This window comes from Spirochaetota bacterium (genome assembly GCA_035477215.1).
Lineage (GTDB): Bacteria > Spirochaetota > UBA4802 > UBA4802 > UBA5368 > MVZN01.
In genome coordinates this window covers 22,433-36,059 of the sequence record DATIKU010000002.1, presented here as the reverse complement: position 1 = coordinate 36,059, position 13,627 = coordinate 22,433, and the positions used below count along the sequence as shown (strand labels likewise).

General features: G+C 57.0%; 15 protein-coding genes. 1 reads left to right on the top strand and 14 read right to left on the bottom strand.

The genetic code is table 11. The annotated features are described in order from the left end of the window. Window positions 1-168: 168 nt before the first annotated feature. The 14 genes from VLM75_00230 to VLM75_00165 form a co-directional block, all read right to left on the bottom strand. Window positions 169-780 (bottom strand): hypothetical protein, encoded by a 612-nt coding sequence (locus VLM75_00230; protein ID HSV95338.1) that lies wholly within the window; start codon window positions 778-780, stop codon window positions 169-171. Continuing rightward, window positions 777-1,895, bottom strand: coding sequence for a DNA-processing protein DprA (gene dprA, locus VLM75_00225; GenBank protein ID HSV95337.1), 1,119 nt, complete (start codon window positions 1,893-1,895; stop codon window positions 777-779). The genes VLM75_00230 and dprA overlap by 4 nt, the downstream gene beginning before the upstream one ends. Further along, window positions 1,892-2,593, bottom strand: coding sequence for a tetratricopeptide repeat protein (locus VLM75_00220; GenBank protein HSV95336.1), 702 nt, complete (start codon window positions 2,591-2,593; stop codon window positions 1,892-1,894). The genes dprA and VLM75_00220 overlap by 4 nt, the downstream gene beginning before the upstream one ends. An 87-nt stretch (window positions 2,594-2,680) precedes the next feature. After that, window positions 2,681-3,178, bottom strand: coding sequence for an HIT domain-containing protein (locus VLM75_00215; GenBank protein ID HSV95335.1), 498 nt, complete (start codon window positions 3,176-3,178; stop codon window positions 2,681-2,683). A 12-nt stretch (window positions 3,179-3,190) separates the two neighbouring features. Further along, window positions 3,191-4,063, bottom strand: coding sequence for a hypothetical protein (locus VLM75_00210; protein HSV95334.1), 873 nt, complete (start codon window positions 4,061-4,063; stop codon window positions 3,191-3,193). A gap of 88 nt (window positions 4,064-4,151) precedes the next feature. Further along, on the bottom strand, window positions 4,152-4,631 hold the full coding sequence (locus VLM75_00205) for a phosphatidylglycerophosphatase A (GenBank protein HSV95333.1): 480 nt from the start codon (window positions 4,629-4,631) through the stop codon (window positions 4,152-4,154). Further along, complete coding sequence (pgsA, locus tag VLM75_00200) at window positions 4,631-5,296, bottom strand: CDP-diacylglycerol--glycerol-3-phosphate 3-phosphatidyltransferase (protein HSV95332.1); 666 nt, start codon at window positions 5,294-5,296, stop codon at window positions 4,631-4,633. Before pgsA ends, VLM75_00205 begins: the two co-directional genes overlap by 1 nt. Further along, complete coding sequence (rimO, locus tag VLM75_00195) at window positions 5,293-6,606, bottom strand: 30S ribosomal protein S12 methylthiotransferase RimO (GenBank protein HSV95331.1); 1,314 nt, start codon at window positions 6,604-6,606, stop codon at window positions 5,293-5,295. The genes pgsA and rimO overlap by 4 nt, the downstream gene beginning before the upstream one ends. Next, complete coding sequence (locus VLM75_00190) at window positions 6,607-7,740, bottom strand: RodZ domain-containing protein (GenBank protein ID HSV95330.1); 1,134 nt, start codon at window positions 7,738-7,740, stop codon at window positions 6,607-6,609. A 4-nt stretch (window positions 7,741-7,744) separates the two neighbouring features. Then, on the bottom strand, window positions 7,745-8,446 hold the full coding sequence (locus VLM75_00185; protein HSV95329.1) for an outer membrane lipoprotein carrier protein LolA: 702 nt from the start codon (window positions 8,444-8,446) through the stop codon (window positions 7,745-7,747). Window positions 8,447-8,573: 127 nt separating this feature from the next. Continuing rightward, a complete protein-coding gene (locus VLM75_00180) occupies window positions 8,574-9,230 on the bottom strand; it encodes an MlaD family protein (protein HSV95328.1) in 657 nt (218 codons plus the stop codon). An 80-nt stretch (window positions 9,231-9,310) separates the two neighbouring features. After that, a complete protein-coding gene (locus tag VLM75_00175) occupies window positions 9,311-10,057 on the bottom strand; it encodes an ATP-binding cassette domain-containing protein (GenBank protein ID HSV95327.1) in 747 nt (248 codons plus the stop codon). 2 nt (window positions 10,058-10,059) lie between these two features. Further along, complete coding sequence (locus VLM75_00170) at window positions 10,060-10,797, bottom strand: ABC transporter permease (protein ID HSV95326.1); 738 nt, start codon at window positions 10,795-10,797, stop codon at window positions 10,060-10,062. Between the two features lie 90 nt (window positions 10,798-10,887). Continuing rightward, the gene (locus VLM75_00165; GenBank protein HSV95325.1) at window positions 10,888-12,531 is read right to left on the bottom strand and encodes a hypothetical protein; all 1,644 of its coding nucleotides are present in this window, start codon (window positions 12,529-12,531) and stop codon (window positions 10,888-10,890) included. 418 nt (window positions 12,532-12,949) lie between these two features. Between VLM75_00165 and VLM75_00160 the strand changes: the two genes are divergently transcribed. Beyond that, on the top strand, window positions 12,950-13,612 hold the full coding sequence (locus VLM75_00160; GenBank protein HSV95324.1) for a flagellar filament outer layer protein FlaA: 663 nt from the start codon (window positions 12,950-12,952) through the stop codon (window positions 13,610-13,612). Window positions 13,613-13,627 lie beyond the last annotated feature (15 nt).

The following is a 13,627-nucleotide window of genomic DNA, read 5'->3' as shown; positions in this document are numbered from 1 at the left end:
TTTATACACCTCTTTACCCCCGACTGCCGTCGGTAAATGAAGCGGCTGCGTACGTGACCGTGGATTGACTCCCGTCGGGACCGGGCGCAACTCCCTTTTCCCGTGTGAAAACGCGCCACGCACACTGCGGACGCGCGGCAATTAAAAGCAAGAACCACAGACTATCATTTATTTGTCAAACAGTTCTTTTAGCCTCCTGCCTGGCTCCCAGCGGAGGGTTAAAAAAATCAGAAGACACAGCGCGGCCGAAATGACGGCGAAAATGATAACACGCTCGGCGCCGTAATAGACGAGTGCGTCGAAGTCCCTTTCGAAGGTGAGTACCCCCGCCAGTTTTTTGCCCGAGCGCGAATCGTGGCAGAAACGGCAGCGGTCTTCCATAAAAACGGGGACGGCCGAGTAATACCTGCCCCCGATAATCTCCGAATACACGGCCGGCTCCGCCGAGTTCAATACGCGCACAACGCGTTCGTCGCCTCCGTTTTCGGCCTCACCGGGCGCCTTGACCCTGAGGCCTGAGGCATTGTACACCCGGATATCGATCCCGTGCCGCGCACCGACATCTTCCAGAAGTATCCAGGCGGAAACGGTACGGCCGTATATCTTCGTTTCGACAAACGCGCTTTTAATAACGTCGAATCCCTTCTCGAGCTCGATAAAATATCCCGAACGGTAAAGGGCATGGACGTCTCCGGCGTATGGGGGGACGGAAAACATCTGTAAAACGGATACCGCAAGCACGATGCACAGCAGCACTAAAAATGCGTATTTCATCTTCATGTCGTGGGCCCTGTCTTGAGCCTCTCCACGCGGGTACCGGCCCTGATGATTTTTCCCGATAGCTCGAGCAGCACCAGTGTTTCATTCACCGATGCCGCGTCTTGCCCCGAACTCCTGACCAGCGCGTCGATGTCCGCGGAGTCCCCGCCGAGCAGGCCGAGAATCTCGCGTTCAAGCGGGCCGATGGAATCGTCTTCGTCGCGGGCCGGCGCCGAATCGACCGGGACTCGCGCTGCTCCGGCGGTCGCGGCCGAGAACTGGCTCACTATGTCCTCGGTCGAAGACACGATCTGCGCCCCCTCCCTTATCAGTCCGTTGCACCCGAAATAGCTTTCGTCGAAGGCCGGCCCCGGGCAGGCGAAGACCTCGCGGTTTTGCTCAAGCGCGTAGCGGGCGGTGATGAGCGCGCCGCTCTTCGTTCCCGCCTTCACGACGACGGTGCCCAGCGACAGCCCGCTTATTATACGGTTTCGACGTGCGAAGGTCCACCTGCCCGCCATAATACCGGGCGGGTATTCGGACAAGAGCGTGGAACGGCCGTCCGCGAGTATCATCCTGTACAGATCGCTGTTGGCGGCGGGATAGAAGATGTCGATGCCGTTGGCGAGAACTCCCACCGTCATTCCTCCGCCGGAGAGAGCCCCCTCGTGCGCCTCCCTGTCCACGCCGACCGCCATGCCGCTGACCACGGAAAAACCGCTCGAGGCAAGCTCCGAGGCGATGCGGCGCGCCGTCTCCCTGGCTCCGGGATCGGCCTTCCTTGTACCCACAATCGCGATGCTATTCTCGACGGCGGTCCCTCCCTGCGCGTAGAGGACAAGCGGCGGGCGGGATATCTCTTTCAGAAGCTTCGGATAACGGGCGTCCCAGCAGGTGTCGACCCGTATCGACTTTTTGCGGCACACCTTCAGTATCTGCTCGGCGGCCTGTATCGGGCGGGGGGAATACCGTGCGGTGATGTACGCCTGCGTGACAAGCCGGTCTCCTCCGGCAAGGGCCTCCCAGGCCGATGACGCATCGGGGAACGAGGGCGCCTCCCACAGGTCGTTTCCCGCGGGGGACGAAGAGACCGAAAGGGCAATGGCGCACAGGATGTCGCGTTCAGTGCCGCTCAACTTCTGGAGAGCTCCTTCATGAGCTGTCGGACGTTATCGCCGCACTGCTGGCGATATTCCCGTATCAGCGTGGAATCGTCCGACTTTCGCTCAAGCTCCGAGCAAAGGGCCTCGTATACCGACAGCGCCTTCTCGGGTTTTCCCTGCTCGTAATAGATTTTACCGAGCGCAAAATGAGCCCGGTAATAGGTACCGCCGCGGGCGACCACCTGTTCCATCATCGAGGTTCCAAGCGCCGTATCGCCCTTTTCGTAATATACCAGAATGGCCAGACCATAGTGTGCGTCAAGGTAATCGGGATTAATGCCAATCGCCTGACGGTAATGGTATTCGGCCCTGCGGATATCCTCATCTTTTCCAAGATCCTTGCCCCGGTTGGCGTACGATACGGCCGCGTAATACTGCAGTGCCGCCGACTTTTTCCCGAACTCCATGGCCTTTCCGAACGAGGCTATGGCCTGGTCCCAGTTCCCATCCTCAACGTATTTGAGGCCGAGATCATAATATATCTGACCGAGGCGGTCGGGCCGGTCCCCTTTGGCAAGCCGGGCTTCATATTCTGCGGCTTTTTTCTTTAAATCGGCGATCGCACTGGACTTGACGGAGCGCAGGGGGCTCGACATGGGACAGGATATGTCCCCGCACGCCGACAGCGCGCTAAATACGACCAGACACACGGCCACAGGCTGCAGTTTCATCGCTCTCCCCCCTCCCTGGATTGGTCCCCTATAATATAAACGAAAATATGGCCCCGAAGAATAAAATTTTTCCGACGTGCGCTTTTTTTACACCGGCCCCCCGATTTCGAGGATCCGCTTCTTCAGGCGCCCCAGGGCGTCGCGCGGATCCACGACCACAACCCGTGTGCCGGCAAGCACGTCGAGGAACCCGAGTTCGTTTTCATAGCGGGGGACGATATGCTGGTGCAGATGGGCGATGCTCGCTCCGCTCGCGCATCCAAGGTTCCACCCGAGGTTAAAGCCGGCCGGGGAAAACTCTTCCTTAACGGCGGAAATCATGAGCGAGGTAAGTCGGTGCACCTCGAGGGCCTCCCCGTCGCTCAGTCCCGTGTAGTCCTCTACATGCCGGAGAGGAAAGACCAGGAGATGTCCCGTATTGAAAGGATAGAGGTTTATCGAAACCATGCAGAGTCCGGTTCGAAGCACCTCGAGGATCTCGAGCCGGGGATCGCCCGCGGCGATTGCACAGAGAATGCAGGAGACGTCGGGCCTTGCGCCTTTAACGTACGCGATCTTGTCCGTATTGAACAGGTGGTCCCGCATCGGACAGCCGCCTCACCGCCTGGGCCGGCGCGACAGCATCCAGAATACGTAAAAGGCGAGACCGAAGACGATTATCAAGCACACTGCGACGGTGATGATGTAAAGGATATCCATCCGTCGCGAAACGTCGACCTTCATCAACACGATGTTTTTCAACGAGGCGATTTCAAGATCGACGATCTTCTTGGTGGACTGTATTTCCTCGCGCGAGAAGACGTGGACCATCTGGTGGAAAAGGCTCGTGATCTTCTCCATCTGCGAGAGCTCGTTTTGCACGTCGGCCCTCTTTGATTCGAGGAAGCGGATGTTGGTTTCGATGAATTCGAGTTCCTTTTCGGTCGAGAAGATGGAGGAGATGATCTGGCGCGAATGCTCCACCGAATGACAGCCCGAGCAGGTCTTGTCGCTGATGATGTTGATCGACGAGCGCTGGATGTTATGGTCGCCGTGACAGCTCACACACGATGGCGCGCCCTTCTTAATGACTGAGTCGTAGTGCGGGCTTTTCCTGAAATGCTGGAGGGCCGTGTCGTGACATTCTGAACGGCCGCAAAAGACGGGATTTTCCTTTTTTGACGGTTTTCCCATAAAGCCGCCCGTCTTGCTTTTGGCGAGACCGGCATCGTTTATCGCGTCGTTTCCCTTGTGGCAGGCATTGCATCGGCGGCCGTTCTGTGCATGGACGCTTCCCGACCATTGATCGACGATGGCGGCGTGCCTGCCCCCCAGCGATTTATGACAATCGACGCACTGGTCCGCTCTTTCAACCGCCACCGGGTTTTTGGACGTGATTGGTTTCCCGCCTACGGCCGCGACCGCCGAGGAGCACAGCAGGATAACCGGAAACAATACGGCCGCGCCGCGCACCACAAATCCGCTTTTCATAGGTTTACTCCCCAATCGAAAAAATACGGCATCCGGCGGTGCCGTTGGCCGGCGCGCAGACGGTCTGTCTCCCCCGCGGCCGGAGCGATTATAACGCCGCGATACCGAGTGCCGGCAGAAGCAGCTTCAGCCCGACGATGATCGCGCTGGTACAGGCTCCGGCCACCCAGTCATCGATCATGACGCCAAGCCCGCCTTTCATCGCCTGCAGCCTGCGCGTCGGCCATGGCTTGAGTATGTCGAAAACGCGGAAGGTCAGAAACGCGAGAACAGCCACCTTCCAGTTGAATGGGTGGAAAAGCACCGCGATCCCGTACCCCAGCATCTCGTCCAGCACTATCTGCGGCGGATCCTTTTCCACGAAAAAACGCTCGCCCGCTTCGCTGAGCTTCACGCCGGGGTACAGCATAAGGAGCACGGCGGCGGCGTTGATCCAGACGACCGCCTCTCCGAAAAGGCAATATCCCGTAAAATAGAGCATCATCGCGAAAAAACTCCCCGCCGTTCCGGGCATCCACGGGAAATACCCCGTATACAGGCCGGTAAAAAGGAGTTCCTTCCACCACATTATGCGGCACTGTCTCTTTTCGAATACGGCGGCAGAAAAAGCCGCCAGTTGGTCATTATATACCGGATACCGGAAAACGCCGTGAGGAGCGTTACGATGAGCATGAGACAATACGGACCGATGATGAGCCATTTGTCCGGGATGGAGGATGTCATGATCTCATAAACGCGGACGATCTTGAGAAATTCGTCGGTGGCGTACCGGCCCACTCCCGCGCGCCTGAAAACGAACACCATTATAATGACGATGATTGAGACCATCTGGAAAGCCGTCTTGATTTTGCCGAAACTGCTGGTTACAAGCGTGGTGCCCTTTTTAATGGCAAGATAGCGCATGAGCGTTATGAGCACATCGCGCCCGACTATGATAACCATCATCCAGAGTGGAATAAAGGGATCGAGAATGAGAAAGGCGGTAAGCGCCGCGATGACCAGCGCCTTGTCGGCCAGCGGATCGAGGAACCTGCCGAGATCGGATTCCTGGTGCAGTTTGCGGGCGCTCCAACCATCGAGAAAATCGGTGATCGACGCGAAGATAAAAACGACCAGCGCCCACAGGCGGTGCTCCATCGTCGGGATGAAGATAAAGTACAAAAAGACGGGGATGAGCACAATCCTCAAAAGGGAGAGTAAATTGGGCACCTCCAGGAGACCGCGAATATTCACACCAGAACCCCGCTTGCATCGTATTCAGTACTGCCTGTGACCCGGGCTTTCACAATCGAATTAATCGAAACATTACCGCCGGTCAAGTAAAAAATGCCGTCCACCTCGGGCGCGTCGTATTCGGTCCTGCCGGCCCAGGTATGCTCGTCGATTCGCTCCTCAACGAGCACACGTACCGTCCGGCCGACGAGGCGCTCCATGCTCTTCGCCGAAATCCCCTGCTGCAGCTTCATGAGGCGCGCGTGGCGCCTGCGGGCGACCGCCGGCGCCACCCGTTGATCGATCTCCACCGCCCGCGTACCCTCTTCCGGAGAATAGACAAACGCGCCCACCCGGTCGAGCGCAGCCCGCTCAACAAACCGCATAAGCTCCCCGAAATCCCCGTCGGTCTCCCCGGGATACCCGACCATGAAGGTCGAGCGTATTCGAATGCCCGCCACCCGCGCACGGAGCTCCTCCACAAGGGCCAGGTGCATCGCCGCGTCGCCCTTTCGCCCCATTGAATAAAGAATGGAGCGGCTCGCATGCTGAAACGGTATATCGATGTATTTGACGATCCGTTCATTATCGCGGAGCAGATCGATGATGCGCCCATCGATATGGTCGGGATGGCAGTAGAGAAGCCGGACCCACTCGACACCTCGAATTTCTGAAACGCGCCGAACGAGGTCGGCAAGGTCGGTCCGCCCGTGCCGGTACGAGGCGATGTCCTGGGCGATGACGATGAGCTCCTTCGCGCCGTCGCTCACGGCCGCTTCCGCATCCTCCATTATACGTTCTGGTGGGAACGACACCATCGGGCCGCGGATGAGCGGAATCGCGCAGTAGCTGCAGTTGTTCGAACAGCCCTCGGCTATCTTGATGTATCGATACGGAAGAGCCTCTATAAGCGGCAGCTTGCGCACGTGACCGCCGACGGCGCCCGCGGGAGCGATCCCGAACGCGTCGCAAAGCGCGGGGACAAAACCATCGTCTATGATTCCGTATATAAAATCTATCTCGCGGATGTCGGCCGCCACCTCATGGCGATAGCGCTGGGAGAGACAACCCGCGGCCACGAGCTTTCGACCGAAGCCGGAACGAATACCATCCCCGATTTCGGCGGCGTCGAGGATCACCTCGATCGATTCCTTCTTCGCCTCCTCGATGAAACCGCAGGTGTTGACGATCAGAATGTTTGCTTCCTCCGGCGAGGGCGCCGTCTGAAAGCCGATGGCGCGCATCTCACCGTTGACCCGCTCGGAATCGACGAGGTTCTTCGCGCACCCCAGGGAGATGATGTAAAAACTTATATCCGGCGCTTGGAACACTTACCAGTCTTTGATCACGATCTGATAAACGTTGGGATTGTTTATGTCTTTTTTCCAGGTGATGACCTTGTTGGCCACCTGGCCGGGCAGTCCGAAGTTATAGTCTTTACCGTTTATGCGCGCCTTGAGCCCCCCGGCGTTGCCGATCTTGACCTGGATGAATTCCGTCGCCTCCCAGCGCTCGCGGGTGCCGGCGGCTATGAACCCGCGGCGTTTCTCGGCTCCGTCCAGGTACAGTTCGAAATAGCTCTTCTGGATGAATTCGGCCTCGAAGACGATTTTAAGGTTCTTCTCGTTCTGTGCCACCACCCGCGTATTGTCCGCGTTTATATCCACGCCCCTCTCCACGGCGACGTCTTTCGCCTCGGCCTCCGGCTTCTGCCCCAGCACGATCTGGATCTTCGCCCTGTTCTCGGTAAGGCCCTTGAGCGTGAACATCACCTCACGGGCGAATTCCGGAAGCTTCACTGCGACCGGCTTGTCCATTTCGAGCGTCTCGCCGCGCTCACCCGGCAACAGCTCCACCACGACCGAGTCCTTCTTGATTTCCTTGAGCAGGAGGAGTACCTCCTTGTTGTCCACCATAAACTGGACAGCCTCGCTCCCATACAGCAGCGTGAAACCGCTGTCGTTGGCGAGTTGCAGATTGCGTATGTTTTCAATGCCGATATTCTGCTTCGAACGGTTGTATTCGTCCTGGATGCTGGATATGGAATCGCCCCCGCCTACGTCGATGCTGGATGAGAAAAGGGAAACGAACATCCACATAATGAGGACGACCCCCAGCGCGCCCCCGGCGATCAGCACCACGTTCCGGTACTGCCGGTACAGCGCCACCAGGTTTATGAACACCGGCGTGCGCGTGGATCGCGTGAGCTCTTCGAGCGGCGTTGCGCTCTCACCGATCTTGAATGCCTTGTAGTGCTGTATTATTTCGTCCGCGTCGAGCTTCAGGTAATCGGCGTAGCTCCTCATGAAACCCGTAACGTACGTCTCTCCGGGCAAACGGTCGAATTCCTCGTTTTCCAGCGCCGCGATATATGTAACCGAAATATTGGTGTCCTTCGCCACGTCCTTGAGGCTGAGTTTTTTGGCCTCGCGCGTGCTCCTCAGCTTTTCGCCTATCGTATCCACTTCCTCACTCCTCGGATATCATTGGATTCTTGATGACTCTGACTCTTGACGGCGGTTCGAATTTGAAAATGCCGTTGGGCAGGTCGATGTCCGTCCGTATGTTCGAAAAATCGATCTCGACCTTTTTACCGGCGGACGTCTCGCCCTCCGCGCGGGTGATCATGTAATCTTCGGACACCCACAAACGGAGTGTCCTGAAACCGCTCCTGCTTTCTTTCATCTGCAGAAAGAGCGTATATTTCTTCGAACCATCCTTCTGTGTCTCGGGCTGTTCGCGCGAGGCGAACTTGTAATGATACCTGGTGAAAAGCCGCTGTAGGCCGCTCCTGCTGCCTGCCCCGAAAATCGAGTCGGATTGCGACTTGAGATCCTGTTCCGCGACCACGTTCATAGAGGGAATATAGACCCACATAGTGGAGCCGGTAGTGATTATCTTCTGTCCCGGCGGCTGGTCGAACTCGACGAGCATCCTGTCGGGCGATTTATAACGCACCGTACCGCTTTGCTGGCTCTTCTTGCCGGTCCTCTCGGAAACTATCCGGAATGAAGCCTGGTACGATTCGACCTCCCCGAAGCGTTGGCGTATCCTTTTAACGACATCGCTCACGGTGGTGAATTCGAACTTATACGCCCCGGCGCGGGGCGCCGGCGGTACGAGGAATACGATCAAGAGGGAAGCCGCAAGCAGCGTTCTCCGAAGTTTCATGACAGAGTATCCAGAAAAACCAAATTTACTAAACGCGGGCTTAACGCGTGCGCCGACACCCTTTCCGGCGCCTCGGCAAAGCCTACAAAAGCGGGACAAAAAGTCAATAGCAAAAAAAGCCCGCCCGCTAGAAGGCGGTCAGCGCCGCGCGGATAAAGCTGGTAATCGGCGCCTGTTCGCGCGCGTCCTCCATGGTGTCTCTGAGCTCGCGGATAAGGTCATTGGCGTTTTCATGCACCCGCTTGTCGTTGATGAGCTGACCCAGCGTCCCCTGGCCGGAGTTCATCTTTGAGGTTATCTGCTGGATATTACGGATCGTTTCGTAGATGTTTTCGCGGTTCTCGTTTACAAGGTCCGAGAACAGGGCGATCGGATCGTCACCGGAAATGCCCTTCATGTTGGTGCGGTAATCGATCTCGCTGAATTTGCGGCCCACCCTCTCCCGCTCGCCGGGGTATATGGCGATGAACTTGCCGCCCAGCGCCGATTCGGCGGCAATCTTGATACGATAATTCTCGAACATCGCGAAACGGCTGTACATCTTCATGTACACCGAGATGTATTCCTCTTCGAGAACAATCCGGTCGACCACGCCGGCGCGCACGCCGCTCACCTTCACGTCGTCCTTGACCTCAAGCCCCTCGACGTTGGAGAAGATCGCGTGCAACACGTAGTGGTCCTTGGGCTCGAATATCTCGTCCTTGACCATTATGGTGAAATAGCCGAGCACGATCATGGCGACCATGAAGAGCGAACCCACCGCGACTTCGTTTTTAATCCGCATTTTGCATACCTCCAATATATGGCCCTGCCGTCCGCTTCCAGACCGGTCCGCCATCACGCCCCCGTGGCCATGCCGCGGGCTCACTGCGCGCGGATGGGTCCTTCCATCTCGCCGTTGATGAACTGCCTGACCACGGCATTTTCCGTGCCCTTGATCTCCCAGGGCGAGCCGACCTGCACCAGCTCTCCGCCGTAGAGCATCCCGATCCTGTCCCCGACATAGAAGGCGCTTTTCATGTCGTGCGTCACCACGAGCGACGTTACCCCGAAATCACGCTGCATCTGCCGGATGAGATCGCTGATCACCATGGACATCACCGGATCGAGACCCGTGGTGGGCTCGTCGTAAAGGATAATGTCCGGATTGCTCATGAGCACCCGCGCAAGTGCCACTCGCTTTTTCATGCCGCCGCTGATCTCCGACGGGGTCTTCCGCTTCGCGTCGCCAAGCTCCAAAAGCTCGAGCTTTTCGTCGACCAGGCGGTCGATCTCCTTTTTCGGGAACCGCCTGTGTTCCGAGAGGGGGAGCGCCACGTTTTCGGCCACCGTCATCCAGTTGATGAGCGCGCCGGACTGGAAGAGCACCCCCATGCGCTCGCGCAGTTTCCGCATGGTCCCCGGCGACGCACCGTTCACCTGTACGCCATCCACGCGTACCGCTCCCGTATCCGGCTGGAGCAGCCCCGCGACGTGCCGGAGCGCCACGGTCTTCCCTATGCCCGACTGGCCGATGATGACGAAGGTCTCCCCTTTTTCTATTGTAAGGTTGAAACCACCGAGCACCCGCTTCGGACCGAACGATTTATGCACGTTTACGAACTCTATCATGGTCATCCGTAAAAAAGCGCGGTGATGAAATAGCCGATGATGAGCACCAGGAGGAAGGACGCCACCACCGACGAGCGTGTTGCGTGCCCCACCCCGAGCTCTCCGCTCGTCGCCCGCAGGCCGTAAGCGCAGCTCACCCCCGAGATGATGAGGCCGAACACGAACGCCTTGAGCAGCCCCACGTATATAGGCTTGAAGTGTATCCCCTTGTAAAGGTGCTTCATATACACGTTAAACGATACATTGAGTATCGAATTCGCGACCACGGCGCCGCCCAGGCAGGCGAGGACGATGATGTAGATGGAAACCACCGGCATCATGGTGGCGAGCGCAACGACCCTGGGCATAACGAGAAACTTCACCGGGCTTATCGACATCATCTCGAGCGCGTCGATTTCGTCGTAGACCTTCATTGTGCCGATCTCGGCCGCCATGGCCGAGCCGACCGACGCCGTAATGATGATCGCGGCCATAAAGGGGCCCATCTCCCTGGTCATCGACGCGACAATGAGATGGCCTATCTGGTACTGCATCCCGAAGTTCTGCAGCTCTATCCCCGTCTGTAGCGCGAGGATCATTCCCGTGAAGACGCCGACCAGCGAGCATACCAGCAGGGTCTTCACGCCGGCAAAGTACATCTGGGTGACGATCTCCCGCGCCTTCGGCGGCGCCTCTTTCAGATAATAGAACGCGCGGGCGAGCAGCAGGATGGTGAAGCCCGCCTGGTCGAGGAATTCCATCACCCGCGAGCCGATCAGATCGAGGAGACCGATCAGAGCGCGAGCCGTGTTGTTTATCCCGCCGTTCATCCCGCCCGTTTCCGTTCCATTTTAAAATACCGCCTTTGAATACCGCACACAGTCCGTTCGCCAGGCCTCCCCGAGCGCCCACCGGGCGCTCGGGGAGGCCGGCGGCGGAAAAACCGGACCGCTCCGGTCGACGTCCTCGATCTCATCACGTCCCGCGTGCCGTTCTTCGGCCGGGTCCCCTTTCTCGATCGTAATGGGTATCCACAACACGTTGATTTTTTTCCGGCTTCCGCTCCGCGTATAGGCGAACATGGAACACAGAAAAGACCATTTCGTCAATTCATCTTTTGAGCTGCGGAAGCTGAAAAGAATCGGGACCCGTATGTCAAGGAAGTCCGCGCTCCACGCCTGGTAATAGGTGCGAAGCAGAACACCGAAACGCTTCTCGCCCGATTCGAACCGCCGGTATTCAAACAGCGTCCAGAACGGCTGGTATAACAGTTCATAGCCGTCCGGATCGCGGAACGGAAGCAGCGAGAGCGCCGAGAACGACATGTTCCCGCGGTCGTCGCGCTCGTACTGAAACAGCGGCCAGATCTTGAAATAGCGCCACGAATTACCGTAATAGGGATCGGGCCCGTGATGATAGTCCCGCTTGAAGTACCATACAATAAGCGCGTTGACGGTATAATCGCTCCGCATGGATTCGTTTTTTTTCGTCAGCCGGAAATGGAGCGGCGTTGCGAACGACATCTCACTGTTTCGAAAAACGTACCTGCCATAGAAGGGAAAATAAATGCGTTTGTAGATGTACGGGTCCGCGCAGTCCTGTATCATTACCAGGGGCCAGGGAAAGTTGAGCGCGTAATCGCCCGATTTCATATTGTATCCCCAGGAGAAGAACGGCCAGAAAAGCGTCGATGCGCCCGCCTTGTCCGATGTGTTCCACCGTCTGCCGTAAAAGGGAAATACGAAAAGGGTCTTCTGGTTGTCATCCTTCATATAGACGTTCTGGTAATTGCCGATCAGCAAAACCGAGTAATTGTCGTACGCGTTGCGCTTGTAATTATGCGCGTATAACGGAAGTATTCTGAAGTCGTCCCGGTCGGGGCTTTTCCCTCTCTGCACGAGCGGCCACAGTATTCCGAACGCGCTGTAATCACGCGACTGGTAATCGACATATACCGGCACGAACGATGCGGCCAGGCATAACAGCGCCTGCCAGGCGGTTGCCGGCGGATACAGAAAGAACAGGAGAAAGCCTGGGAATATCCACGGGGAGATCCTGTCCTGTCCGAGCTTTCCTTTTACGGTGCCGCCGATCGGCATCATCAGAAAATAACGGTCGCGTCTGTCGGGCGAGTCGCCGTAATACAGCAGCGGGAAGACGCCGAGATCGTAGTCCGGTCGGCCGTCGGGGTGCCTGTAATCGACCGAGTGGACGAAGCCCAGCAGGGATTTCCATTCGGTCTTTCGGGCCGTAGCGTATTCCCAGTATACGACCGGCATAAGCGAGGCCCGGAACGTTTTGCCGCCGGAGTATGCGTTTCGCATATAAAAAGGCCGGTACACGATGCTGGAGTACGGGCGTGCCGCGTCCTTCTCGTAGAAGACCCAGAACCATTCATAGCCCGAATCGACGGCCGCGCGCGCGGCGCCCGGCGCCGCGAACAGCACAAGCGCGGCGATTATAAACCGTGTTAACCCGTTTTTTCTTCCGCTCATTCCCATTAGCCGGACGGTTGCGGCCGGTGATGCAAAGTATTTAAAATTGAGACATCAAATGCAACCATTTAGATACATTCCATAAATAAATAATCGGTTAACTCCAATACCGCCGCCGTCCCCGATTATTGATTGACATACGCCGGCGCCGGGAATATACTTCAAATATATTGATCTATCATGAATTGTTTCCATACTTAGGCTGTTGCCCAACCGGAATATTCAAGGATTTTTCCCGCCGGACGGCGGGCGAATGGACGGTGTGGGGGGAGATTGCAGCAGGTCTCAATGCGGAACCGTTAGAACCGGATTATCGCGCGACCGCAGAGCGCGGGATTTCCCCACCGTGGGCGGACGAACGGCCCGTGTTCGCGGATTATGCGGCGACCTTAATTAATTTACTGGAGGGATGCGTTACATGAAACGAAGTGTACTTTTCTCGCTTATTCTTCTCATGGCGCTTTTGCCCGTTTACTCGCAGGAAAAGCCCGCCGAAAAACCCGCCGCAACCGACAAAGTGGTCACCGGCGACCAGCTTTATTCCGAATTAACCGTCGAGGACTTCGAGACGACTCAATACTCGGACAAGGACATAAGCTTCACGAAGTCCGGCGAACAGCAGGCGAGCATCTCGATCCGGGACCAGTTCCCCGCGCCGATCAGCAACTCGAAAAAATATCTCGGTGCGAAGATATATGGAAAGCAGGGCGACAACCTTACAATAAATCCCCCCAAAACCCTGATCATAGACAAGTTCTGCAAATCCATTTCGATATGGGTATACGGCAAGAACTTCTCGGGAGAGCTTTCAATGTTCCTTAAAGACGCCGACGCCAAGGTCCACCGGATCCCGATCGGCAAGTTGAACTTCCTCGGATGGAGAAAAATGACCGTCACACTGTCCGACCAGGTGTCCCAGGAAGACAAGTTCCTCACCCAGAAGCGTCAGCTCGAGATCATGAAGTTCCTTTACAAGCCGGGAAACACCGGGCGCCTTCCCATCTGGAACTACTTCTATATGGACGATATTATCGCGCTGGTGCGCGAAAAATATACGGACCGCCAGAGCGACGAGTGGTAGAAGAGCCCGGGTAAA

What these genes read in the sequence shown, in the direction of transcription:
- VLM75_00175 (HSV95327.1), bottom strand. Translation starts at nt 10,057, where the DNA reads ATGATAGAGTTCGTAAACGTGCATAAATCGTTCGGTCCGAAGCGGGTG.
- VLM75_00230 (HSV95338.1), bottom strand. Translation starts at nt 780, where the DNA reads ATGAAGATGAAATACGCATTTTTAGTGCTGCTGTGCATCGTGCTTGCG.
- VLM75_00185 (HSV95329.1), bottom strand. Translation starts at nt 8,446, where the DNA reads ATGAAACTTCGGAGAACGCTGCTTGCGGCTTCCCTCTTGATCGTATTC.
- VLM75_00180 (HSV95328.1), bottom strand. Translation starts at nt 9,230, where the DNA reads ATGCGGATTAAAAACGAAGTCGCGGTGGGTTCGCTCTTCATGGTCGCC.
- VLM75_00165 (HSV95325.1), bottom strand. Translation starts at nt 12,531, where the DNA reads ATGAGCGGAAGAAAAAACGGGTTAACACGGTTTATAATCGCCGCGCTT.
- VLM75_00220 (HSV95336.1), bottom strand. Translation starts at nt 2,593, where the DNA reads ATGAAACTGCAGCCTGTGGCCGTGTGTCTGGTCGTATTTAGCGCGCTG.
- VLM75_00210 (HSV95334.1), bottom strand. Translation starts at nt 4,063, where the DNA reads ATGAAAAGCGGATTTGTGGTGCGCGGCGCGGCCGTATTGTTTCCGGTT.
- VLM75_00160 (HSV95324.1), top strand. Translation starts at nt 12,950, where the DNA reads ATGAAACGAAGTGTACTTTTCTCGCTTATTCTTCTCATGGCGCTTTTG.
- VLM75_00215 (HSV95335.1), bottom strand. Translation starts at nt 3,178, where the DNA reads ATGCGGGACCACCTGTTCAATACGGACAAGATCGCGTACGTTAAAGGC.
- VLM75_00170 (HSV95326.1), bottom strand. Translation starts at nt 10,797, where the DNA reads ATGGAATTCCTCGACCAGGCGGGCTTCACCATCCTGCTGCTCGCCCGC.
- VLM75_00205 (HSV95333.1), bottom strand. Translation starts at nt 4,631, where the DNA reads ATGTGGTGGAAGGAACTCCTTTTTACCGGCCTGTATACGGGGTATTTC.